The following is a 23,208-nucleotide window of genomic DNA, read 5'->3' as shown; positions in this document are numbered from 1 at the left end:
CGCTCGTGAGGGCCCGTCAGTTGTCGAACCCGGTGTCCCGGCTGCGCTTCTCCCAGGCCAGAACCTCGTCCCGCACCTGGTCGAGATGGCCGAGGACCGCGCTCACCCCGTCGTCGCCGAGGGGCAGCCGCAGCGGCGTGGTGTCGGCGTCCAGTGCGGCCAGCACGAGCGCGGCGGCCTTGGCGGGATCGCCGGGCTGGGTGCCGTCGCCACCGGCGACGACGCCACGGGTCTCGCCCACCTTGCCGTACAGGCCGCTGTCCGCGCTCACCCCGGCCCGCCCGGTCTCGAACAGGCCCGTGCGGAAGGCGCCCGGCTCGACGATCAGCACCGTGATGCCGAACTCCGCGACCTCGTCCGCGAGCGCCTCGGACATGCCCTCCAGGGCGAACTTCGTCGCGCTGTACGCCGAGAAGCCGGCGAAGGACAGCTGCCCGCCCATGCTGCTCATCTGCACGATCGCGCCCGACCGCCGCTCCCGCAGGTGCGGCAGCACGGCCCTGGTGAGGGCGGCCGGGCCGAAGACGTGCACGTCGAACAGGGCCCGCAGCTCGTCCTCGGTGGTCTCCTCGAAAGCCCCGACGTGGGTCCGGCCCGCGTTGTTGACCAGGACGTCGATCCGCCCGTGCCGCGCGAGGACGTCCCGTACGGCGGCCTCGGCCGCGCCCGTGTCGGCGACGTCGAGGCGCAGCGCCTCCACCCGGTCGGGGTGGGCGGCGACCAGGTCGTCCAGCGCCTCGGGACGCCGGGCGGCACCGACCACCACATCGCCCGCGGCGAGCGCCGCCTCGGCGATCGCCCGCCCGAAACCGCTGCTCGCGCCCGTGACCAGCCATACCTTGTTCATGACAGCTCCCCGTCTCGTGTCGTTATGCCCTCACCCTCTCGCCGGGTCCGGTGGCCCGTCCAAGACCTGTGGTGATAACCAGTGGTTATGGACGTTCATCTGCGGGAGCTGCGCTACTTCGTGACGGTGGCCGAGGAACTGCACTTCACCCGCGCCGCCGAGCGCCTGTACGTGTCCCAGCCCGCCCTGAGCAAGCAGGTCCGGGCGCTGGAGCGGCAGTTGGGCGTCGAGCTGTTCCGGCGCGACCGGCACGGTGTGGTCCTCACCGAAGCCGGTACGGCGCTGCTGCCGCACGCCCGGCGGGTGCTGGCGGACTGGTCGGAGGGCGCGGCCGCGGTGGAGTCGGCCCGGGCGGCGCAGCGCACCACACTGGTGGTCGGCATGAGCACCAGCCCGGTCCGCGGCGGGCTGCTGCCCGCGATCCGCTCCCGTTTCACGGCCGCGCACCCCGAGGCCGTCATCCGGCTGCGGCAGGTGAACTGGGAGGATCCGACGGCCGGCCTCGCCGACGGGGCCGCCGACGTCGCGTTCGTCTGGCTGCCCCTGCCCGGCCAGGACCGCTACGACTGGACGGTCATCGCCGAGGAACCGGTCCTGGTCGCCCTCCCGGACACGCACCCCCTCGCCGCCCGCAGCGAGGTCGACTTCGCGGACCTGCTCGACGAGCCGTTCCTCGCGCTGCCCGAGAGCACGGGGCCGCTGCGCGACTACTGGCTCGCCCTGGACGCCCGCGACGGCCGCCCGCCCCGCATCGGGGCCGAGATCGCGAGCACGGAGGAGACGTACGAGGCCCTGACCGCCGGGCTCGGCGTCTGCCTCGTGGCCGCGGGGAACGTCCCGCTCCTCACGCTGGGCGGCGTCACCGCCCGCCCGGTGCACGGCGTCACCCCCAGCCGCTACGTCCTGGCCTGGCGCCGGGAGGACGGGCGACGGCCACTGGTAGGGGCGTACGCGGAGGCCTGCCGGCGGGTGACGGGGCGGACTTAGCAGCGCTCCCGGCTTCAGATGCCCTGCGAACGGCCCCTTCGTCAGGCGGCGGGCGCCCCTGAACTGGGGGCGGTCGGGGGTGTCTGCCCGGTGTTCCCGTGGTCGACCTGCCCGGGTGGCACAGGTGCCGGCAGCGGGCGGCTGTCGCTGAACTCGAACAGCGCGATGACCGCGACGGAGGCGACGAAGACGCCCAGGAACGCGGCGGCCCCGGTCCCGACGCACATGGCGGCGTCGGGCTTCTCGGACAGGGCCATGACCGTGAGGCCGCAGACGAAGCCGACTATGACGGAGGACAGGAACGCCACGACCACTGCCAGGGCCTTCTTCTGGTTGGGGCTCACCCCGGTCCTTCCTTCCCTTCCGAGGGGTGACCGGTTGAGCCCGCGACAGTCCCGACCGGTCACCTGTGTGCACAGGTGACGGAACCTCCCCCGCGAGCCGTTGGGCCCACAGTTGTGTTCCATGGTCGAGTTCTGTCGCACTGGTCCGGTGTGCGAGAACCCAAGCTTCGTTACGAGCCCCATCGTCGATGTGGGGTCCCCACCCGTCCTCGAGGCCCCGTGGACCAAACCGGGGCGCTTCGCCGACTGCCCACCCCCGTGGGTCAGTTGGCGCTTTCAGGCTAAAGGGCCCCGGCAGCGCGGCGCAAGCAACCGCGACGGCTCGTCGGGTGATCGTGAAATCACGTCATTTCAGGACCCCCGGCCGCAACACCGGTGCCACCGCGGAACGCCGCGCCGCTTACGATGCGCCCAGCCGTACGTCCGATCCCCCGCCCACCGCCTCGACCAGGAGCCCCGTACCCGTGTCCATACCCCCGCCCCCTGGGAGCCGGCAGCCCCAGGACCCGTACGGCCCGCCCCCTGCCAACTGGCCTCAGGCTTACGGTCCGTACGGCCCGGCGGGGCGTCCGTACGGCACCCCGGTCTCCGTCAACGCGCTCGCCGTCGCCGCGCTCGTGCTCGGTGTGCTCTGCTTCCTCCCGGCCGCCGGGCTCGTGCTGGGGCTGGTCGCGTTGTGGCAGATCAGGCGGAGCGGGCAGAGCGGCCGGGGCATGGCGATCGCGGGGGCCGTGCTGTCGTCCGCCGGGATCGTGCTGTGGGCCGTGACGCTGTCCACCGGCGTGGCGTCCGACGCCTGGGAGGCGTTCGAGGACGGCGCGCGGGGCAACGAGAGCCTCTCGCTCCGCAAGGGCGACTGCTTCGACGCGCCCGGCGGGCTGGAGGGCGACACCTACGACGTCGACCGGGTCTCCTGCGCGGGCGGACACGACGGCGAGGTGTTCGCGGTCGTCACGCTGCCGGGCGGTGCCTTCCCGGGGGACGCGAAGGTCACCGACATCGCCGGCGAGAAGTGCTACGCGCTCCAGGACCAGTACGCCATGGACACCTGGGCGATGCCGGGCGACGTCGACGTCTACTTCCTCCTGCCGTCCAGGGACAGTTGGCGCTACGGCGACCGCGCGATCACCTGCATCTTCGGCAACACCGACGAGAAGGCGGGGCTGACCGGCTCGCTGCGCGGCGACCCCACGACCCTCGACACCGGCCAGGTCGTCTTCCTGTCGGCGGCGGGCGCCGTCGACGCCGCGCTGTACGAGGAGCCCGAGGACACCCCCGAGGACGACCTGGCCGGCCACCGGGCCTGGGCCACGCAGGTGCGCGACGTGCTCGGCGAGCAGATCGAGGCACTGCGCGGGCACTCCTGGCCGTCGGACGCGGAGAAGCCCGTCGCCGACCTGGTCGGAGACATGGAGGACGCCCGCGAGGAGTGGGCGCGGGCGAGCGCGGCCACCGACGCGGACTCGTACTCCGCGCACCACGACAAGGCGTATGCGTACGTCGACGGCCCGGCCACCGTCACCGCGCGCAAGGCCCTCGGACTGGCCACCGCCCCGCCGTCGTACGAGGGGCGCGCGGACGCGGACTCCGAAGCGCAGGTGTGACGGCGGCTATAGCGGGGAGAAAGTGCCTGCGTAAAGCCCCCGGGGCCACCATGTCATCACATCGAGTGATTCTCTGGCCTTTGCTTGCACCGCACAACCTACGGTTGCCACGCTGTTGCTGTCTGTACAACCTGATGGGAGCGGCCAGTGACATTCGGTGAGCAGCCGGCGTACCTGCGCGTCGCAGGTGATCTCCGCCAGAAGATCGTCGACGGTCAGCTGCCTCCGCACACCCGTCTCCCGTCGCAGGCGAGAATCCGCCAGGAGTACGGCGTCTCGGACACCGTCGCCCTGGAGGCCCGCAAGGTGCTCATGGCGGAGGGGCTGGTCGAGGGCCGTTCCGGCTCGGGGACGTATGTGCGGGAGCGGCCCGTGCCCCGGCGCATCTCCCGCTCCGGATACCGCCCGAGCGGCGGGGCCACCCCGTTCCGCCAGGAGCAGGCCGACGGTGAGGGGCGCGGCACCTGGGAGTCCAGCAGCGAGCAGGCCGAGGCGAGTGTCGCGGTCGCGGAACGGCTGGGCATCGAGCCGGGCGAGCGGGTGATGTGCACCAAGTACCTCTTCCGCGAGGGCGGTGAGGTGATGATGCTCTCCACGTCCTGGGAGCCCCTCGCCGTGACGGGCCGTACGCCCGTGATGCTGCCGGAGGAGGGCCCGCTCGGCGGCATGGGCGTCGTCGAGCGCATGCGCGCGATCGACGTGATCGTGGACAACGTCGCCGAGGAGGTCGGCGCCCGGCCCGGTCTCGCCGAGGAACTGCTCGTCCTGGGGGGCGTTCCCGGCCATGTGGTCCTGGTCGTCTCACGCACGTTCTATGCCTCCGGCCGCCCGGTCGAGACGGCCGACGTGGTCATTCCGGCCGATCGGTACCGGGTCGCCTACCACCTTCCGGTCAAGTAGCGAACGCTCACATCAGTCCCGGAGCGCACTCCCCGTGCGCCCCGCTCACGCGATCGCCGTGACGGCCGTCACGATCCGGGGCTGTCGACGGCCTGTAGCCGGACGTCGTTTGCGCAGGTCGGCAGCGGCGTCCGAGGTATGTCTCCGGGAGGGTGCGACGAGGTGCCTGGAGGGCGCGTTCCTTGCCGTGCGCCCCCTGTGTTCTGGCTGGTTGCGTACCTCTTTGTGTAAAGGCGTATTCGCTGCGTGAAGGTTAGGCGTAGGGTCGGGCATATGCGCATTGCGGTTTCCTTAGCGGGTGGGGCGCGGCACAGGCCGCGGGTGGGAAGTGGAGGGGCGCGATGAACGACAGCACGATCACTCTTCCCTGGCTCGTGATACGAGAGGACGACAACGGCAACCGCTACCGGGTAGGCCGGTATGCGACCCGGGCCGAGGCCCAGAAGATCGCGGACAGCCTCGACGGCCGCGGTCACAAGCAGCTGTACTGGGTCGAGCGACTCGGGTCGAACGGGGCGGCCGCCGTGCACGACTGACCTCCGGTGCGGATGCGGCCTTCAGCCGGCCCCCGATGCCCGCGGGGTGGTCCCGTAGGCTCCCCGCATGAGTGAGCGGATCGTCGTCGTGGGTGCCGCGCTGGTCGACGACGGGCGGCTGCTGGCCGCCCGGCGCAGTGCGCCCGTCGAGCTGGCCGGGCGCTGGGAGTTGCCCGGCGGCAAGGTCGAGCCGGGCGAGACGGCCGACGTCGCGCTCGTGCGCGAACTGCGTGAAGAACTCGGGGTCGACGCCGAGGCCGGCGAGCGCGTTCCGGGGGAGTGGCCCCTGAGGCCGCCCTACGTCCTGCACGTGTGGGCCGCGCGGTTGCTGCCCGGTTCCGCCGCCCCCAAGCCCCTCCAGGACCACGACGCCCTGCGCTGGCTCGGCCCCGGCGAGATCTGGGACGTGGACTGGCTCGATCAGGACGTGCCCGCCGTACGGCAGGCTCTCGCGCATCTGGGAGGCCTCGGGCCCGGCGCGAACGAAGCGCCCGGCGCGAAGGAAGTACCCGGCAGGAAGGAAGCGCCCGGCGCCTGAGGTGGGCCCGGGGCGTGCGGAGTCGGCCGACTTCCGTACGGGCGCCGCGTACGCCTTTCGTGCCACAGTGCGCTGCCCCGCGCGATACTCCGCCCTGAATATCGGGTATGTGCCAATTAACCCCATGAAACCGGACATGGGTGGGCCCGCAGTCTGGCTGGTGATCGGCGTGATCGACCCCGATGGTGACCGCGCCGAGTGGACCTTCCCGGCCGAGCCGGACGCTGTGCGGACCGCCCGTCAGGCCGTGCGCGGCCAACTCCGAGGCTGGCGCCTCGACAGCCTCACCGACCTCGCGGCCCTGCTGGTCAGCGAGTTGGTCACCAACGCCCTGCGGCACGCCACGGGCCCCATCGGTGTCCGCCTGGTCCGCCCCTCCGAACTGAACGGCGTCCTCCTCGTCGAGGTCTCCGACCCGCTCCCGGACCCGCCCCGCGAGCGCATCCCCCGGCCCGAGGACGAGAGCGGCCGCGGACTGCAACTCGTGGCCTCCTCCTCCCGCCGCTGGGGCACCCGGCCGGGCACCGCGGGCAAGACCGTGTGGTTCGAACTCGCGGTACCGGAGTGAAAAAACGGTGTACGTACCGCCCACCGCTGTAGAGCGACTGGTTCAGGCCAGTGGCGGTTGCGGGTGGACGGGATTCGACGACGTGTCCGCTGGTTAGAAGACTGGAAGTGTTCTCACGGTCCGGACCGAAAACCATCGGGACCGTGCTGTGATCGTGAACACCGTGTTGTGCGGCACCGTAGTGCTGGATACTGCGGGCAGCCGCCCCCGGTGACCGGTGCCGGACGCGGTGAGCTGGAGGGGACGGTTCGCGTGAGCGAGATACCAGCGAAGGCCTCGGAGTCCGAGGACCCGTCGGAGGGAGCGAGGACGAGGGCCGTGGACGGCCTGGCCTCCACCGTGGGGGGTGCGCTCGCGGCCGACGGGGTCCAGACCGGGGACGCCATGTGGCAGAGCAGTCCCCCGGGATCCATCTACGACTACATCAAGGTCGCGTCCTTCTCCATCGGCCCGGACGGTCTCGTCGACCAGTGGAGCCTGCGCGCCGAGCACCTCTTCGGCATCCCGGCCGAACGCGCCGTCGGCATGGACCCCATCGAGGCCTTCATCGACCCGCACCTGCGCGAGCGGGGCATGCGCAAGATGGCCGAGATCCTCGACGGCCGCGAGTGGACCGGCGTGGTGCCCTTCCGGATGCCGAAGGACGCCGAGGGCGAGTGCGGCCGCGAGGGACTGGCCGAGGTGTACGTCATGCCGACGCGCACCGAGGAGGGCGAGAAGGCCGCCGTCTGCATCGTCGTCGACGTCCGCACCCTGCGCAGCATCGAGACCGACCTCGCCGCCTCGCAGGCCATTTTCAGTCAATCCCCGTTCGGATTCCTGCTGATCGACCCCGACCTGCGGGTCCGCCGCGTCAACCAGCGGTTTGCGTCGATCTTCGGCGGTGACGTCGACGACCACCGTGGCAAGGGCGTTCACGACTACCTCCAGCGCGGCGAGGCCGAGCGGGTCGCCGCCACGCTGCGGCGGGTGCTGGAGACCGGCAGTTCCATCACCGACATGCACGTCACCGGTTTCGTGCCGGGTTCCGACGAGCGCCGCCACTGGTCCGTCAACCTCTATCGCGTGCACAGCGGTTCGGGTCGTCCCATCGGGATCGCCTGGCTGGGGATCGACATCACCGCCCGCCGCGCCGCCGCCCGGGAGGCCGCCGCCGCCCGGCGCAATCTGGCCCTGCTGAACGAGGCCGGTGCCCGCATCGGCAACTCGCTCGACCTGGAGACCACGGCCCGTCAGCTCCTCGACGTCGTCGTCCCCGGCTTCTGCGACCTGGCCACCGTCGACCTCTACCAGGGGCTGCTGGCCGGCGACGAGACCCCGCCCGGGCTCGCCGACGGCAGTGCCGAGCTGCGCCGGGTGGCCTTCGCCAGTGCCGTCTCCGACGCGCCCTTCGCCGGTGCCGGTGTGCCCGTCTCGGTCGGCGCCGTCCACCACTATCCGTTCAACTCGTCCTGCGCGGACGCCCTGCGCACGGCCCGGCCGCAGACCGTTCCGCCCGAGGACGGCGGGCTCGTGCAGTCCACGCTCGCCGTGCCGATGGTCGCCCACGACACCGTCGTCGGGCTCGTGCAGTTCGCCCGTACGAAGGGCAGCGAGCCGTTCGGCGAGCGGGACCGCGACCTCGCCGTGGAGCTGGCGGCGCGCGCGGCCGTCTGCATCGACAACGCCCGCCTCTACCGGCGCGAGCACGAACGCGCGTTGATACTGCAACGGTCCCTGCTCCCGCCCGGCGACCCGGAGGCTTCCGGCCTCGACATCGCCTGCCGCTACCTGCCCGGCAATGCCAACACCGGCCGGCCCAGCGAGGTCGGCGGCGACTGGTTCGACGTCATCGAACTCCCCGGGCACCGCACCGCCCTCGTCGTCGGCGACGTCATGGGGCGTGGCCTGCGCGCCGCGGTCGCCATGGGCGAACTCCGCACGGCGGTCCGCACGCTGGCGCAGCTCGACCTCGAACCGGCCGAAGTGCTCTCCCAGCTGGACGAGATCGCCCGCGGCCTCGGCGCCCCCGGCGGCGTCCAGCAGGCGACCAGGGCGGCCCGCCGCCCCCGGGAGGCGGACCTCTCCGAGGTCTACCTGGCCACCTGCGTCTACGCCGTCTACGACTCGGTCACCCGGCGCTGCACCTTCGCCAACGCCGGCCATCTGCCGCCCGTCCTGGTCGAGCCGGGCGAACCGGCGCTGATGCTGGACGTGCCGCCGGGCATGCCGCTCGGCGTCGGCGGCGAACCCTTCGAGGAGGTCGAGGTCGAACTCCCCGAGGGTGCCCTGCTCGCGCTCTACACGGATGGCCTGGTCGAAAGCCGCGACCACCCCCTGGACGAGGGCCTCCAGGCCTTCGTCAGCGCCCTGTCCGACCCGGCCCAGCCGCTGGAGGACGTCTGCGACCACGTCCTCAACACCCTCGACACCCATCACGGCGAGGACGACATCGCGTTGCTGATGGCACGTGTACAGGGCCTGCCCACCGAGTCCGTCGGTGACTGGACCCTGCCGCGCGAGCCCCGCAGCGTGGGCCGGGCCCGCGAGTACGCGCGTGCCCAACTGCTCAGCTGGGACATGGAACCCCTGGTCGACACCACGGAGCTCCTGGTCAGCGAACTGGTCACCAATGCCCTGCGGTACGGCGAGGGAGAGATCCGCCTCCGTCTCCTGCTCGACCGCACGCTGGTCTGCGAGGTGTGGGACTCCGGCCTGGTCCAGCCCCGCCGCCGCCGCGCCCGCGACACGGACGAGGGCGGCCGCGGCCTCCAGCTGGTCGGCCTCCTCAGCGCCGCGTGGGGCTCCCGCCGCACCCCCCGGGGCAAGACGGTCTGGTTCGAACTCCCGCTACCGGGCGGCGAAACGACCCTGACGGACCCGGCGGAGGCGCTGCTGAGCCTGTTCTGAGCGCGGTCGGCGGCCGCGTGCGACCGCCAGGAGCCCAGCCGACCGCAACCGAACGTTCGTGCTGATCGTCATCCCCGGCAACACCGATCGCACCACCGGGGGAGACGGCATGGACGGCACGGAGCACACGGAGGACACGGAGCACACGGAGGACACGACTCCCAAGAGGGGCCGCCGGCGCTGGGTCAGACGTACGGCGATCGCCCTGCCGCTGGTTCTGCTGCTCCCGCTCCTGGCCGCCCTGACAGCTCTCCGCGTCAACTACGCGGGCGATCCGGCGGACGGCACGTACACCAGGAACCGCGACGCCCTCTGGCTCGGCCACGCCTGGGTGGACGGCCGTAAGAAGGACGCCGACGTCGCCGCACTCGCCCGCCGCCTGCGCGGGACCGGCATCCGTGACCTGTACGTCCACTCGGGCCCGCTGGAACACGACGGCACGCTCCCCAAGTCGGTTTACCCGAAGGCCCGCTGGTTCATCGACGCCGTACACGAGGAACTCCCCGGCATCCGTGTCCAGGCCTTCCTCGGAGACGTCCTGGCCACCGAGACCCCCGACGGCATGCGCCTGGAGAAGCCCGGGACCCGGGCCGCGGTCGTCCGCTCCGCCCGCCAGGTCCTGGACACCGGCTACGAGGGCATCCACCTCGACCTGGAGCCCATGCACTCCGGCGACCGGAACTACCTCACCCTTCTCGACGCCCTGCGCCGCGAGACCCGCTCCCGGGACGCGCAACTCTCCGTCGCCGCACACCAGATCGACCCGCTCCCAGCCCTCCATACCGTGTTCGGTTTCTTCACCGACCACCCCAAGTGGTGGTCGCAGGAGTTCTTCGGCCAGGTCGCCCGCCGCGTCGACCAGATCGCCGTGATGTCGTACGACACCGCACAGCCCCTGGAGAGCACCTACGGGGGTTACGTCGCCCAGCAGACCTCGCTCGCCCTGGAAGTCACCCCGCCCACCACCGACCTGCTGATGGGCCTGCCCTTCTACTGGGAGAGCAACTTCGACCACTGGGGCCACGCCGAGACCGTCCCCGCCGCCGTGCGTGGCGTCCGACTCGGCCTGTCCCGTACGGATGCGGACCGGGCCAACTTCGGCGTCGCGCTGTACATCGACTTCGCCGCGACGGAGGCGGACTGGCGGTCCTACAAGGAAGACTGGGTGCCGTGACCTGAAGAGCGCCTCCTGATCTTCGAGCCCAGCCACACCAGCGGGTCGTACTTGCGGTCGACCGCCCGTTCCTTCAGGGGGATCAGCGCATTGTCCGTGATCTTGATGCCCTCGGGGCAGACCTCCGTACAGCACTTGGTGATGTTGCAGTAGCCCAGGCCGTGTTCGTCCTGGGCGGTGGTCTTGCGGTCCAGGCCCGACTCCGCCGCCGCGTCCAGCGGATGCATGTCCAGCTCCGCCACCCGCATCAGGAACCGGGGACCCGCGAACGCCTGCTTGTTCTCCTCGTGGTCACGCACCACATGGCAGGTGTCCTGGCACAGGAAGCACTCGATGCACTTGCGGAACTCCTGCGAGCGGTCCACGTCCTCCTGCATCATGCGGTACTCGCCGGGAGCCACACCGGCCGGCGGCACGAAGGCCGGGACCTCCCTGGCCTTGGCGTAGTTGAAGCCGACGTCGGTGACCAGGTCGCGGACGACCGGGAACGCCCGCAGCGGCGTCACCGTGACCGTCTCCTCCCGGTCGAACACCGACATGCGCGTCATGCACATCAGCCGCGGCCGGCCGTTGATCTCCGCCGAGCAGGAACCGCACTTGCCCGCCTTGCAGTTCCAGCGCACGGCGAGATCGGGGGCCTGGGTGGCCTGGATGCGGTGGATGATGTCGAGCACCACCTCGCCGTCGTTGACCTCGACCTCGAAATCCTCCAGGCCGCCGCCGCTCACATCGCCCCGCCACACCTTGAAGCGGGCCTCGTAGCTGCTCACTCGAAGAGCTCCTCTTCGGCCAGGTACTTGACCAGCTCCTCCTTGTCGAAGAGGGCGAGCAGGTCCGCACGGACGGGTTCGGTGGTCTCACGGGTGAGGGTGATCTGGCCACGGACCGGGTCCGTCGCCGCCAGCCCGCCCGTCGGGTCGGTGAGGGCGCACAGCAGGTTGACCGGGCGCCACTTGCGGTCCATCGCCGGATGGTCCTCGCGGGTGTGCCCGCCGCGCGACTCGGTGCGCTCCAGCGCGGCACGCGCCACGCACTCGCTGACCAGCAGCATGTTCCTGAGATCCAGGGCGAGGTGCCAGCCCGGGTTGAACTGCCGGTGCCCCTCGACCCCGGCCCGCCGCGCCCGTACCCGCAGCTCGGCCAGCTTCTCCAGGGCCTGTTTCATCTCCGGCTCGCGGCGGATGATGCCGACCAGGTCGTTCATCGTCCGCTGAAGTTCCTGGTGCAGCGTGTACGGGTTCTCCGGCGGGCCGCCCGCCGGTTCCTCGATCTCCGCCTCGGCCGAGAAGGGCCGCAGCGCCTCCGCGGCGGCGGAGTCGATCTGGACGTCGTCCACGACGGGGCGTGCCCCGGCCGCTCCCGCCGCGTACTCGGCCGCGTGCCAGCCCGCCCGGTGCCCGAAGACCAGCAGGTCGGAGAGGGAGTTGCCGCCGAGCCGGTTGGAGCCGTGCATGCCGCCGGCCACCTCACCGGCCGCGAACAGGCCCGGCACCCCGCGCGCCGCCGCCGTGTCGGAGTCGACCGCGACCCCGCCCATCACGTAGTGACAGGTCGGCCCGACCTCCATCGCCTCCGCGGTGATGTCGACGTCGGCCAGCTCCTTGAACTGGTGGTACATCGAGGGCAGCCGGCGCTTGATGACCTCGGCGGGCATACGCGTCGACACGTCCAGGAAGACGCCTCCGTGCGGGGAGCCGCGCCCCTCCTTCACCTCGGCGTTGATCGCCCGCGCCACCTCGTCGCGGGGGAGCAGCTCGGGCGGGCGCCGGTTGCGGTCCGGGTCGTCGTACCAGCGGTCGGCCTCGTCCTCCGTCTGCGCGTACTTGTCCTTGAAGACGTCGGGGATGTAGTCGAACATGAACCGCTTGCCGTCGGAGTTGCGCAGCACACCGCCGTCGCCGCGCACCGACTCGGTGACGAGGATGCCCTTCACCGACGGCGGCCAGACCATGCCGGTCGGGTGGAACTGCACGAACTCCATGTTCAGCAGGGGAGCGCCCGCGAGGAGGGCCAGCGCGTGGCCGTCCCCCGTGTACTCCCACGAGTTCGACGTCACCTTGAAGGACTTGCCGATACCGCCCGTCGCGATCACCACGGCGGGCGCCTCCAGGACGAAGAAGCGACCCGACTCGCGCTCGTAGGCGAAGACGCCGGAGACCCGGGGGTCCGCGGCGGAGCCGCTGTCGGACACAGTCTTCAGTACCCGGGTGACCGTGCACTCCTGGAAGACCTTCAGCCGCGACTCGTAGTCGCCGGTCTCCTTGAAGTCCTCCTGCTGGAGGGAGACGATCTTCTGCTGGAGGGTGCGGATCAGCTCCAGGCCGGTGCGGTCGCCGACGTGGGCGAGACGCGGGTACTCATGGCCGCCGAAGTTGCGCTGGGAGATCCGGCCGTCCTCGGTGCGGTCGAACAGCGCCCCCCAGGTCTCCAGCTCCCACACCCGCTGCGGCGCCTCCTGGGCGTGCAGCTCGACCATCCGCCACTGATTGAGGAACTTGCCGCCGCGCATGGTGTCGCGGAAGTGGACCTGCCAGGTGTCCTTCTCGTTGACGTTGGCCATCGCCGCGGCGATGCCGCCCTCGGCCATCACCGTGTGCGCCTTGCCGAACAGCGACTTGCAGATCACGGCCGTACGGGCGCCCCGCTCGCGGGCCTCGATGGCGGCGCGCAGACCCGCGCCGCCCGCGCCCACCACGACGACGTCCCACTCCTGCCGGTCGACCACGGACATCAGAACGCTCCACTCATCAGAAGAACCGCGGATCGTCGAAGGCGCCGGACGCGATCAGGTAGACGTAGAAGTCGGCGAGCGCCACGCTCACCAGCGACGCCCAGGCGAGCTGCATGTGCCGGGCGTTGAGCTTCCCCGCCCACTGCCACATCCGATAGCGCACGGGATGCTTGGAGAAGTGCTTCAGCTTGCCGCCGACGATGTGCCGGCAGGAGTGGCAGGAGATCGTGTACGCCCAGATCAGCACGATGTTGACCAGGAACACGAGGGTGCCGAGGCCCATGTGGCCCCACGCGTAGTGCTCGTCGCGGAAGGCCAGCACGGTGTCGTACGTGAGGATCCCGGCGACGAGGAGCGCGGCGTAGAAGAAGTAGCGGTGGATGTTCTGCAGGATCAGCGGGAAGCGGGTCTCACCGGTGTACTTCTTGTGCGGCTCGGCCACCGCGCACGCGGGCGGGGACGCCCAGAAGCCCCGGTAGTACGCCTTGCGGTAGTAGTAGCAGGTCAGGCGGAAGCCCAGCGGGAAGATCAGGATGATGATGGCGGGGGAGATACCCCACCAGCCACCGAAGATCTCCCAGTTCGGGCCGCCCCTCATCGTCTCGCAGTTCTCCGCCAGGCACGGGGAGTAGAAGGGCGAGACGTACGGCGCCGCGTAGTAGTCGGCGTTGGCGAAGGCCCGCCAGGTCGAGTAGACGATGAAGGCCAGCAGGCCGGCGGCCGTGCAGGCCGGAGCCAGCCACCACCGGTCGGTACGCAGGTGCGGGGCGTCGATCGCGGCGCGCGTACCTGCCCGTACGCCGCCGCCTCTCTGTGCGGGTTCTGTGGCAGGGGGTTCCGTACCAGTGGCCACTTGACGACTCCGGTCGGGTTCGGGGGAGGTGCCGGTCGCTCGACTCCTCCCCGGTCAGGGAGCGCGCCGGTCCCGGGCGCCGAGACCCTCGTCGTCCGAGTCACGCCACAGGGCGGAGTCGTACGGCGTGTCCGAGATCGTGACGAGCTCGGGGCGCTTCTGTGCGGCGGGTGCGGCGGCGTCGCGCAGCAGGGCGACGCTTTCGCGCAGATGGTTGGCGTCGGCGCGGACGCGGCGCATCTCCAGGCCGCCGGTGCCGAGCTGCTTCTCCAGGCGTCCCAGCGACCGGAACAGATCGTCGAGACTGCGCTGGACTGACGTCAGTTCGTCGTGAACGGACATGACTTGCCCTCACTTCCGCAGGTCCTTCGAGGCCCAAGGTGGCAACGTTCATGCGCCTGCGAGTGTTGCGCGTCACACCTTGTGCTGTGAAGGGGATGTGCATCGATTGGCCGAGGCGTATGGGTGCACCGCCCGGTGCGTTGCGCCGGTCGGGTGACTTCCCGCCTGTGGCCGCCGTGTCGCCCTGTGTTGCCGAACCCTTTCCTCTTCAGTGGCGGCATACATCAGATGAACGCCAAATACCGCCAAAAGTGATCGTAACGCCCGCGGCTTCCCGGAGGTAGCACAGATGTCCCAGCACGGCGTCGGCCCGCGTGCGGTCTCGCGCTCGGTCGCCTTCCTCACCGCGGGAGTGCTCGCGGTGCCCGCGCTCGCCGGATGTAGCTCCGAGGACCCGGCCGGCAAGCCGCTCGCCGCCCCCGACATCCAGCCCGCCGCCCGCGACCGGATCGCCGACGGCGGCACCCTGCGCTGGGCCGTGGACTCCGTGCCCGACACCCTGAACACGTTCCAGTCCGACGCCGACGCCACCACCACCCGTGTCGCCCAGGCCGTCCTGCCGTCGATGTTCCGGATGAACGCCGAGGGCCGCCCCGAGCGCAACCCCGACTACCTGGAGTCCGCCGAGGTCGTCGAGACCGAGCCCAAGCAGGTCGTCCTGTACAAGCTCAACCAGCAGGCCGTCTGGAGCGACGGCCGGGAGATCGGCGCCGCCGACTTCGCCGCCCAGTGGCGCGCCCTGTCCGGCAAGGACACCGCCTACTGGACCGCCCGCAACGCCGGCTACGACCGCATCCAGAAGATCGAGCGCGGCGACAACGCCCTGGAGGTCAGGGTCACCTTCAGCCGCCCCTACGCCGACTGGCGGTCGCTGTTCTCGCCCCTGTACCCGAAGGACGTCATGGGCACCCCGGACGCCTTCAACGACGGGGCGCGCAAGAAGCTCAAGGTCACCGCCGGTCCCTTCACCGTGAAGAAGGTCGACCGCAAGGACGACGAGATCACCCTCGCGCGCAACGCGCGCTGGTGGGGTCAGCCGGCCAAGCTCTCCGAGATCGTGCTGCGCACGGTCCCGCGCGACAAGCGGGCCGACGAACTGGCCGCCGGCACCCTCGACCTGGCCGAGATCGACCCCACCGCGGCCCGCCGTATCACCGTCACCGCTCAGCCCCGCAGCTCCGGCAGCCCGCTGATGGGCTCCAGCGCCTCCCCCTCCGCCGCGGAGGGGGAGAAGGGCTCCGACGAGAAGACCGCCTCCGGCAAGAACAAGAAGCTGAGCAAGGCGGCCGCACGGTATGCCCGGCAACAGCAGGCCCTGCGCGGCTTCGAGGTGCGCAAGTCCCTGGAGCCCGCCTACACCCAGCTCGCCCTGAACGGCGCCGAGGGCCCGCTCGCCGACGAGCGCGTCCGCAGGGCCGTCGCCCGCGCCCTGGACCGCAAGGAACTGGTCGCCACCGTCCTCAAGCCGCTCGGCCTGCCCGCCGTCCCGGTCGGCAGCCACCTCGCCCTGTCCGGCCAGGCCGCCTACGCCGACAACAGCGGCGCCCTCGGCGACCAGGACACCAAGGAGGCCCAGGCCCTGCTCGCGGATGCCGGATGGGTACGGGGCGGCCCCGTCAAGGAGGAGAAGAAGAAGGGGGAGAAGGCGGCCGGCGCCGAGGGCAAGAAGGCCGGCAAGTCCTCCGACGAGGAGTCGGACGGCGACGACGGCACGTACATCGTCGGCAAGGGCGACAGCGGCGAGGACAACAAGGCACACCGGCGCCACGACCCGGCCGGCCACCCCGACCAGGACGGCAAGCAGTACAAGCAGCCGCACCAGGGCGGCGCCCCCGGCGCGTACGCCCCCGAGGGCACCGCCGCCCCGGCCGGCCGTGAGGCCGCCCCGCTCGCCAAGAACGGCAAGGCCCTCACGCTCCGCTTCGTCCTGCCCTCCGGGCCCGGCTCCCAGACGCTGCGCACGGTCGCCGACCGCATCTCCCGCATGCTGGAGCACGTCGGCATCGGCACGGAGATCTCCAAGGTCTCCGACGAGTCCTACTTCAAGGACCACATCGCGTCCGGCCAGTACGACCTCGCCCTGTACTCCTGGCCCACCACCGCCTTCCCCGCCACCGACGCCCGTCCCGTCTACGCCAAGCCGGTCCCGGCCGCCGACGGCTCGCTGAACATCGAGCAGAACTACACCCGCGTCGGCACCGACCAGGTCGACCAGCTCTTCGACGCGGCCGTGGCCACCCTCGACGAGGGCGAGTCCCGCTCCCTGATCCGCAAGGCCGACTCCAGGATCTGGGCCGCGGCCGGCTCGATCCCCCTCTACCAGCGCCCCCAGCTCATCGCGGCCCGCAAGAACCTGGTGAACACCGGCGCCTTCGGCCTCGGCACACCGGCCTTCGAGGACATGGGCTTCCTGAAGAAGGGCATGAAGCCGGCCGGAGGCCCGTCGGGCACTCCCAGCCCGTCCGGCGATTGAGGACGAGGCCGTTCAGGCCGGAGCGGGGGTCCGGGGGCGGCAGCCCCCAGCGACCCGCCGAGCACCGCCGAGTACCTCAGAAGCATGCCTGACCTGCACCGACGCATCCCGGCTAACCCCAGCGGCAGCGGACCCGTACCATGGGGTGAGGCCGTGGCATGTTGAGCCCGGCAGGGCCCGCGCACCAGTGACGTACGCGCAGGGCATTCCTCACCACTCCGGGAGTACGCCTCAATATGGCCACGCGCCACGACATCCGCAACGTCGCCATCGTCGCCCACGTCGACCACGGCAAGACCACCATCGTCGACGGCATGCTGAAGCAGGCCGGCGCCTTCGCCGCGCACCAGCTCGACTCGGTCGACGACCGCATGATGGACTCGAACGACCTGGAGCGTGAGAAGGGCATCACGATCCTGGCCAAGAACACGGCGGTGAAGTACCACCCGAAGGACGGGGGGGACGTCATCACCATCAACATCATCGACACCCCCGGCCACGCCGACTTCGGCGGTGAGGTCGAGCGCGGTCTGTCGATGGTCGACGGTGTCGTCCTGCTCGTGGACGCCTCCGAGGGCCCGCTCCCGCAGACCCGCTTCGTGCTGCGCAAGGCCCTCCAGCAGCGCCTGCCCGTCATCCTGTGTATCAACAAGACGGACCGCCCGGACTCCCGGATCGACGAGGTCGTCAACGAGACCTACGACCTCTTCCTCGACCTGGACGCCGACGAGGAGCAGATCGAGTTCCCGATCGTCTACGCCTGCGGCCGCGACGGCATCGCCTCGCTGACCAAGCCGGACAACGGCACGGTCCCGTCCGACTCCACCAGCCTGGAGCCGTTCTTCTCCACCATCCTGGAGCACATCCCGGCCCCGACCTACGACGAGGCCGCCCCGCTCCAGGCGCACGTCACCAACCTGGACGCCGACAACTTCCTCGGCCGTATCGCGCTGCTCCGCGTCGAGCAGGGCGAGCTGCGCAAGGGTCAGACGGTCGCGTGGATGAAGCGCGACGGATCCGTCAGCAACGTCCGCATCTCCGAGCTGATGATGACCGAGGCGCTCACCCGCAAGCCGGCCGAGATGGCCGGCCCCGGTGACATCTGCGCCGTCGCCGGTATCCCGGACATCATGATCGGCGAGACGCTGGCCGACCCGGAGAACCCGGTCGCGCTGCCGCTGATCACGGTCGACGAGCCCGCGATCTCCATGGTCATCGGCACCAACACCTCCCCGCTGGTCGGCCGCGGCGCCACCGGCAAGGGCGCCGACAACAAGGCGGCCGTCAAGGACCGCAAGGTCACCGCCCGCCAGGTCAAGGACCGCCTCGACCGCGAGCTGATCGGTAACGTCAGCCTCCGCGTGCTCGACACCGAGCGGCCGGACGCCTGGGAGGTGCAGGGCCGCGGTGAGCTGGCGCTGGCCATCCTGGTCGAGACGATGCGCCGGGAAGGCTTCGAGCTGACCATCGGCAAGCCGCAGGTCGTCACCAAGGAGGTCGACGGCAAGACCTACGAGCCCGTCGAGCGCATGACGATCGACGTGCCCGAGGAGCACATGGGCGCCGTCACGCAGCTCATGGGCGTCCGCAAGGGCCGCATGGACAACATGTCCAACCACGGCTCCGGCTGGGTCCGCATGGAGTTCGTCGTGCCCTCCCGCGGTCTCATCGGCTTCCGCACGGAGTTCCTGACCCAGACCCGTGGCACGGGCATCGGCCACTCCATCCACGAGGGCTTCGAGCCCTGGTTCGGCACCCTCCAGACCCGTAACAACGGCTCCCTGGTCGCCGACCGCGCCGGTGCGGTCACCGCGTTCGCGATGACCAACCTCCAGGAGCGCGGCGTGCTGTTCGTCGAGCCGGGCACCGAGGTGTACGAGGGCATGATCGTCGGCGAGAACTCCCGCGCCGACGACATGGACGTCAACATCACCAAGGAGAAGAAGCTCACCAACATGCGGTCCTCGACGGCCGATGTGACCGAGTCGATCGTCCCGCCGCGCAAGCTGTCGCTGGAGCAGTCCCTGGAGTTCTGCCGCGACGACGAGTGCGTGGAGGTCACCCCGGAGGCCGTGCGCATCCGCAAGGTGAACCTGGACGCCCGCGAGCGCGCCCGCGCCGCGAGCCGCGCCAAGCACGGCTGACGCCCACCACGACGACACCGGGCACCCCGCGCGGCGGGGTGCCCGGTGTCGTGTTGAGCAGAGGAAACGCCGAGGGCAGGGGTAGGGAAAACCCTCGATTTGCCCGGGACCGGCGTCCGGAACGCCCTGTCCCCACTACGCTTCTGCGGAAGCGCCCCGCCACCCCGGCTCCGGGGTTCGCGCAACGGCCTTGAAACACAGGCTTCTTGAGCGCGCGACACGCATCGAGGGCCCCTTGCACGGGAACCTGCCCCGTCGCAAACGGTTTATCTCACTCTCGCGTCCGGAATGCGGACAGTCACCACCGATAGATGTGTAACAAGTCCGTTTCGCAGGGATCTTTCACCAAACCCTTTGTCCGGATTTTGGAAGATGTAGGCGAGAGCTGTGATCGAACCGAGACCTCGAGAGTGTGGTTCGCTCCTGGCGTTTGGCAGATAGTTAGGCGCGTAGAGCTCGGATGAACGGGTCATGCGCTGGAGGCGGCGCCGACTCACGAGCGCGGGGGCACCTGACGAAATCCGGCACCGGCGACGGGCGGTGGCGGTGATCTGTCCTGTGCTCCCTTCGCGGTGAACCAATGACTTCATAGGAGGAACCCATGCGCGGTGCCAAGAGCGCCAAGTGGGTCGCGGGGGCGATAGTCGTCGCCCTGGCCGCCACCGCCTGCGGCGGCGGCGACGACAGCGCCGGCGACGACATGAACAAGGGGAAGGCCGACCCGAACGGCATCGTCACTGCGCAGCTGAGCGAGCCTCAGAACCCGCTGCAGCCGGCCAACGCCAAGGAGAGCCAGGGCAGCCGTGTCCTGCGCACGATCTTCGCGGGTCTGGTCGACTACGAGCCCGGCACCGGCAAGCTCGAGTACGTCAACGCCGAGTCGGTCACGCCGAACGACGACTCGTCCGAGTGGACCGTCAAGCTCAAGCCGGGCTGGAAGTTCCACGACGGCACCCCGGTCACCGCCAAGTCCTACGTGGACTCCTGGAACTGGTCGGCCAACATCAAGAACAACCAGACCAACTCCAGCTGGTTCGCCGACATCGTGGGCTTCGACCAGGTGCACCCGGAGAAGGGTGCCCCGAAGTCCGACAAGATGTCGGGCCTGAAGGTCGTCGACGACAACACCTTCACCATCAAGCTGACGCAGCCGGTCTCGTACTTCGCGTACAAGCTGGGCTACGACGTGTGGGCCCCGCTGCCCGAGGCCTTCTTCAAGGACCCGAAGGGCTTCGGCCAGAAGCCGATCGGCAACGGCCCGTACAAGTTCGTCTCCTGGGAGCACAACAAGCTCATCAAGGTCCGCAAGTTCGCGGACTACCAGGGCCCGAACAAGGCCAAGAACGGCGGCATCGACTTCAAGAACTACACGACCGCCGACGCCGCGTACTCCGACCTGCGCTCCAACAACGTGGACTGGATCGAGCAGGTCCCGACCACCGCGCTGACGAACTACAAGTCGGACCTCGGCGACCGCGCCATCGACCAGCCGTACTCGGCCGTCCAGTCGATCGTCCCGGCGTTCTACACCAAGCAGTTCAAGGACATCGACCCCAAGGTCATCCAGGGTCTGTCCATGGCGATCGACCGCCAGACGATCACCAAGACCGTCCTCCAGAGCACGCGTACCCCGGCCGACTCCTACGTCGCCCCGGGCGTCCTCGGCTACAAGAAGGGCGCGCTCGGCGACATCGTCAAGTTCGACCCGGCCCAGGCCAAGAAGCTCGTCCAGGAGGGCGGCGGCGTCCCGGGCAACAAGATCCAGATCCAGTACAACGCCGACCAGGACCACAAGCCGTGGGTCGACGCGGTCTGCAACTCGATCCGCAAGGCCACCGGCGTGGAGTGCACCGGCGACCCGAAGCCGACCTTCCAGGCCGACCTCGACGCCCGTGACAAGGACCAGGTCAAGTCCATGTACCGCGGTGGCTGGGTGCTCGACTACCCGGTCAACTCGAACTTCATGCGCGACCTGTACGGCACCACGTCGGCCGGTAACACCAGCGGTTACTCCAACAAGGAGTTCGACAAGCTGAGCTCCGAGGCGGACAAGGCCGGCTCGATCGACGAGACGGTGGCCAAGTACCAGGAGGCGGAGCAGCTCCTCGCCAAGGACATGCCGGCCATCCCGCTCTGGTTCTACAAGGTCAACAGCGGTCAGTCGGTCAACATCCTGGGCAAGATCAAGTACGGCCAGGACGGTGACCCGATCTTCGACCAGATCCAGGTCAAGCAGAAGTAACAAGACGACCGCAGGCCGGTGCCGCCCCTCCCGGAAAAGGGGAGCGGCGGCACCGGTCCGTAGGCACAGGCCTCCACCTCACCCCCCGACCTGCGGTAGAGATGAGTGCGCAGGCCTCGCCGACCCCTCACGGCATGGAGGCGCAAGATGGGGCGCTACGCCGCCAGGCGACTGCTCCAGATGATCCCGATCTTCATCGGGACAACTCTGTTGATCTTCCTGATGGTCCACATCCTGCCGGGCGACCCGGTCCGGGCCATCTACGGGGACAAGGCTCCCGATCCCGCACAGATCGCGCAGATCAAGCGCGAGTACGGCTTCGACAAGCCCGTCCTCGAGCAGTACGTCCACTACATGTGGAATCTCCTCCAGGGAGACTTCGGCAAGAACCTCGCGGGCCGTCCGGTCACCGAGCTCATGTCCGAGGCCTTCCCGGTGACACTGCGGCTGACGCTGCTGGCCATCACCATCGAGATCATCATCGGTGTCGGCCTCGGCGCGTGGGCCGGTCTGCGGGCCGGCAAGGCCGCGGACACCGGTGTCCTGGTCTTCACGCTGACCGTGATCTCCATCCCGGTCTTCGTCCTCGGCTTCATCGCCCGGTTCATCTTCGCGGACGAACTCGGCTGGCTACCGCCCAACGTCCAGGACTCCACGGACTTCTCACAGTTGTTCCTGCCGGCCTTCGTCCTCGCCATGCTGTCCATGGCGTACGTGGCCCGGCTGACCCGGACGACCTTCGCCGAGAACCTGCGGGCCGACTACATGCGCACCGCGCTCGCCAAGGGCCTGCCCCGGCGCCGCATCATCGGTGTCCACCTGCTGCGCAACTCGCTGATCCCGGTGGTGACCTTCATCGGCACCGACGTCGGCGGCTTCATCGGCGGCGCGGTCATCACCGAGGGCATCTTCAACATCCAGGGTGTCGGCAACCTCCTCTACAGGGCGATCCAGACGAGCGAGGGCTCGACGGTCACGGGTGTGGTGACGGTCCTCGTCCTCGTCATCCTCCTGATCAACCTGCTCATCGACCTGCTGTACGCGGTCCTGGACCCGAGGATCCGGTATGCCTGACGTGACCAAGGCCGAGACCACCGACTCCGCCCGGGTGGACGCCGTGGCCCCGCCGGCCGTCGACGCGCCCGAGAAGGGGAGCGGCAAGAAGAGCGAGAAGGCCCGCTCGCTGTGGGGTGACGCCTGGTACGACCTCAGGCACCGTCCCATGTTCTGGGTCTCCTCGGTGCTGCTGGTCCTGCTGGTGGTGATCGCCGTCTTCCCCGGCTGGTTCACCAGCGCCGACCCGCGTGACGGCGACCTCGTCCACCACTACCTGGGCCAGCCCCAGCTGGGCCACTTCTTCCAGCCCGACTGGTTCGGCTACGACCAGCAGGGCCGCTCCATCTATTCGCGTGTCATCCACGGCACCCGCGCCTCGATCCTCGTCGGCGTCTTCGTGACCGCGGCGGTCACGCTGCTCGGCGGTCTGCTGGGCATGCTGGCGGGCTACTTCGGCGGCTGGGTCGACTCGGTGATCTCCCGGATCGTCGACATCTTCTTCGGTCTGCCGTTCCTGCTCGGCACCATGGTCGTCCTGAACGCCTTCGCCGAGCGCAAGGTGTACGTGGTCATCCTGGCCCTGGCCTGCCTGGGCTGGACCTCGATCGCCCGCGTCACGCGCAGCTCCGTCATCACGGCCAAGCAGGCCGACTACGTGACGGCGGCCCGCGCGCTCGGCGCCGGCACCACGCGGATCCTGTTCCGGCACGTGATGCCGAACGCCGTCGCGCCGACCATCGTCGTGGCCACGATCGCCCTCGGCGGTTACATCTCGGCGGAGGCGACGCTGTCGTTCCTCGGCCTCGGCCTCAGCGACCCGACGATCTCGTGGGGCATCGACATCTCCGAGGGCAGCAAGGTGATCCGGGACAACCCGCACGCGCTGCTGTTCCCGGCGGGCATGCTCAGCCTCACGGTCTTCGCGTTCATCATGCTCGGCGACGCGGTGCGCGACGCCCTTGACCCGAAGCTGCGCTGAG

At 70.0% G+C, this 23,208-nt stretch carries 19 protein-coding genes; 13 read left to right on the top strand and 6 right to left on the bottom strand.

Going from position 1 to position 23,208, the window contains the following annotated elements; genetic code table 11:
• Positions 1-16 precede the first annotated feature (16 nt).
• On the bottom strand, positions 17-847 hold the full coding sequence (locus tag ABEA82_RS06700; RefSeq protein ID WP_345660441.1) for an oxidoreductase: 831 nt from the start codon (positions 845-847) through the stop codon (positions 17-19).
• Positions 848-934: 87 nt separating this feature from the next.
• On the opposite strand from ABEA82_RS06700, the gene ABEA82_RS06695 reads away from it, so the two are divergent.
• On the top strand, positions 935-1,834 hold the full coding sequence (locus ABEA82_RS06695) for a LysR family transcriptional regulator (RefSeq protein WP_425588489.1): 900 nt from the start codon (positions 935-937) through the stop codon (positions 1,832-1,834).
• 41 nt (positions 1,835-1,875) lie between these two features.
• Here ABEA82_RS06695 and ABEA82_RS06690 read toward each other — a convergent pair whose 3' ends face one another.
• Positions 1,876-2,178, bottom strand: coding sequence for a hypothetical protein (locus ABEA82_RS06690; RefSeq protein ID WP_345660439.1), 303 nt, complete (start codon positions 2,176-2,178; stop codon positions 1,876-1,878).
• Positions 2,179-2,642: 464 nt separating this feature from the next.
• Between ABEA82_RS06690 and ABEA82_RS06685 the strand changes: the two genes are divergently transcribed.
• The 7 genes from ABEA82_RS06685 (at position 2,643) to ABEA82_RS06655 (ending at position 10,387) form a co-directional block, all read left to right on the top strand.
• Positions 2,643-3,782, top strand: a complete 1,140-nt coding sequence (locus tag ABEA82_RS06685) for a DUF4190 domain-containing protein (protein ID WP_345660438.1) — start codon at positions 2,643-2,645, stop codon at positions 3,780-3,782.
• A gap of 147 nt (positions 3,783-3,929) precedes the next feature.
• The gene (locus tag ABEA82_RS06680) at positions 3,930-4,682 is read left to right on the top strand and encodes a GntR family transcriptional regulator (RefSeq protein WP_345660437.1); all 753 of its coding nucleotides are present in this window, start codon (positions 3,930-3,932) and stop codon (positions 4,680-4,682) included.
• A gap of 341 nt (positions 4,683-5,023) precedes the next feature.
• Entirely contained in the window at positions 5,024-5,218 is a 195-nt protein-coding gene (locus ABEA82_RS06675; RefSeq protein ID WP_345660436.1) for an SPOR domain-containing protein, read from the top strand.
• Positions 5,219-5,285: 67 nt separating this feature from the next.
• Positions 5,286-5,756 carry a (deoxy)nucleoside triphosphate pyrophosphohydrolase gene (locus tag ABEA82_RS06670; protein ID WP_345660435.1) on the top strand — a complete coding sequence of 157 codons (471 nt, stop codon included), beginning with the start codon at positions 5,286-5,288 and terminating at the stop codon, positions 5,754-5,756.
• Positions 5,757-5,892: 136 nt separating this feature from the next.
• The gene (locus ABEA82_RS06665) at positions 5,893-6,324 is read left to right on the top strand and encodes an ATP-binding protein (RefSeq protein ID WP_345660434.1); all 432 of its coding nucleotides are present in this window, start codon (positions 5,893-5,895) and stop codon (positions 6,322-6,324) included.
• 252 nt (positions 6,325-6,576) lie between these two features.
• Complete coding sequence (locus ABEA82_RS06660) at positions 6,577-9,213, top strand: SpoIIE family protein phosphatase (protein WP_345660433.1); 2,637 nt, start codon at positions 6,577-6,579, stop codon at positions 9,211-9,213.
• Between the two features lie 58 nt (positions 9,214-9,271).
• Positions 9,272-10,387, top strand: a complete 1,116-nt coding sequence (locus tag ABEA82_RS06655) for a glycoside hydrolase family 18 protein (protein WP_345660432.1) — start codon at positions 9,272-9,274, stop codon at positions 10,385-10,387.
• Here ABEA82_RS06655 and ABEA82_RS06650 read toward each other — a convergent pair.
• The 4 genes from ABEA82_RS06650 to ABEA82_RS06635 are packed head-to-tail and all read right to left on the bottom strand — an operon-like array spanning position 10,363 to position 14,313.
• Positions 10,363-11,157: a succinate dehydrogenase/fumarate reductase iron-sulfur subunit gene (locus ABEA82_RS06650; protein ID WP_345660431.1), complete on the bottom strand. Its 795-nt coding sequence runs from the start codon at positions 11,155-11,157 to the stop codon at positions 10,363-10,365. The genes ABEA82_RS06655 and ABEA82_RS06650 overlap by 25 nt on opposite strands.
• Positions 11,154-13,118 (bottom strand): fumarate reductase/succinate dehydrogenase flavoprotein subunit, encoded by a 1,965-nt coding sequence (locus ABEA82_RS06645; RefSeq protein WP_345660430.1) that lies wholly within the window; start codon positions 13,116-13,118, stop codon positions 11,154-11,156. Before ABEA82_RS06645 ends, ABEA82_RS06650 begins: the two co-directional genes overlap by 4 nt.
• A 16-nt stretch (positions 13,119-13,134) precedes the next feature.
• Positions 13,135-13,971, bottom strand: coding sequence for a hypothetical protein (locus tag ABEA82_RS06640; protein WP_345660429.1), 837 nt, complete (start codon positions 13,969-13,971; stop codon positions 13,135-13,137).
• A gap of 54 nt (positions 13,972-14,025) precedes the next feature.
• Positions 14,026-14,313 (bottom strand): hypothetical protein, encoded by a 288-nt coding sequence (locus tag ABEA82_RS06635; RefSeq protein WP_345660428.1) that lies wholly within the window; start codon positions 14,311-14,313, stop codon positions 14,026-14,028.
• A 289-nt stretch (positions 14,314-14,602) separates the two neighbouring features.
• Here ABEA82_RS06635 and ABEA82_RS06630 point away from each other — a divergent pair, with 289 nt between their 5' ends.
• The 5 genes from ABEA82_RS06630 (at position 14,603) to ABEA82_RS06610 (ending at position 23,207) form a co-directional block, all read left to right on the top strand.
• Positions 14,603-16,786: an ABC transporter family substrate-binding protein gene (locus ABEA82_RS06630; RefSeq protein WP_345660427.1), complete on the top strand. Its 2,184-nt coding sequence runs from the start codon at positions 14,603-14,605 to the stop codon at positions 16,784-16,786.
• 236 nt (positions 16,787-17,022) lie between these two features.
• A complete protein-coding gene (gene typA / locus ABEA82_RS06625; RefSeq protein WP_003992723.1) occupies positions 17,023-18,930 on the top strand; it encodes a translational GTPase TypA in 1,908 nt (635 codons plus the stop codon).
• A gap of 601 nt (positions 18,931-19,531) precedes the next feature.
• Positions 19,532-21,172, top strand: a complete 1,641-nt coding sequence (locus ABEA82_RS06620; RefSeq protein ID WP_345660426.1) for a peptide ABC transporter substrate-binding protein — start codon at positions 19,532-19,534, stop codon at positions 21,170-21,172.
• 147 nt (positions 21,173-21,319) lie between these two features.
• Entirely contained in the window at positions 21,320-22,246 is a 927-nt protein-coding gene (locus ABEA82_RS06615; protein ID WP_345660425.1) for an ABC transporter permease, read from the top strand.
• Positions 22,239-23,207, top strand: a complete 969-nt coding sequence (locus ABEA82_RS06610) for an ABC transporter permease (protein WP_345660424.1) — start codon at positions 22,239-22,241, stop codon at positions 23,205-23,207. The genes ABEA82_RS06615 and ABEA82_RS06610 overlap by 8 nt, the downstream gene beginning before the upstream one ends.
• Position 23,208 lies beyond the last annotated feature (1 nt).

The sequence above is a fragment of the Streptomyces venetus genome (assembly GCF_039540295.1).
Lineage (GTDB): Bacteria > Actinomycetota > Actinomycetes > Streptomycetales > Streptomycetaceae > Streptomyces > Streptomyces venetus.
Note: the sequence above shows the minus strand (reverse complement) of the source record. Positions and strands in the feature narration are given on the sequence as shown.

What these genes read in the sequence shown, in the direction of transcription:
- ABEA82_RS06630 (WP_345660427.1), top strand. Translation starts at nt 14,603, where the DNA reads ATGTCCCAGCACGGCGTCGGCCCGCGTGCGGTCTCGCGCTCGGTCGCC.
- ABEA82_RS06665 (WP_345660434.1), top strand. Translation starts at nt 5,893, where the DNA reads ATGGGTGGGCCCGCAGTCTGGCTGGTGATCGGCGTGATCGACCCCGAT.
- ABEA82_RS06615 (WP_345660425.1), top strand. Translation starts at nt 21,320, where the DNA reads ATGGGGCGCTACGCCGCCAGGCGACTGCTCCAGATGATCCCGATCTTC.
- ABEA82_RS06620 (WP_345660426.1), top strand. Translation starts at nt 19,532, where the DNA reads ATGCGCGGTGCCAAGAGCGCCAAGTGGGTCGCGGGGGCGATAGTCGTC.
- ABEA82_RS06645 (WP_345660430.1), bottom strand. Translation starts at nt 13,118, where the DNA reads ATGTCCGTGGTCGACCGGCAGGAGTGGGACGTCGTCGTGGTGGGCGCG.
- ABEA82_RS06695 (WP_425588489.1), top strand. Translation starts at nt 935, where the DNA reads ATGGACGTTCATCTGCGGGAGCTGCGCTACTTCGTGACGGTGGCCGAG.
- ABEA82_RS06610 (WP_345660424.1), top strand. Translation starts at nt 22,239, where the DNA reads ATGCCTGACGTGACCAAGGCCGAGACCACCGACTCCGCCCGGGTGGAC.
- ABEA82_RS06700 (WP_345660441.1), bottom strand. Translation starts at nt 847, where the DNA reads ATGAACAAGGTATGGCTGGTCACGGGCGCGAGCAGCGGTTTCGGGCGG.
- ABEA82_RS06635 (WP_345660428.1), bottom strand. Translation starts at nt 14,313, where the DNA reads ATGTCCGTTCACGACGAACTGACGTCAGTCCAGCGCAGTCTCGACGAT.
- ABEA82_RS06675 (WP_345660436.1), top strand. Translation starts at nt 5,024, where the DNA reads ATGAACGACAGCACGATCACTCTTCCCTGGCTCGTGATACGAGAGGAC.
- ABEA82_RS06670 (WP_345660435.1), top strand. Translation starts at nt 5,286, where the DNA reads ATGAGTGAGCGGATCGTCGTCGTGGGTGCCGCGCTGGTCGACGACGGG.
- typA (WP_003992723.1), top strand. Translation starts at nt 17,023, where the DNA reads ATGGCCACGCGCCACGACATCCGCAACGTCGCCATCGTCGCCCACGTC.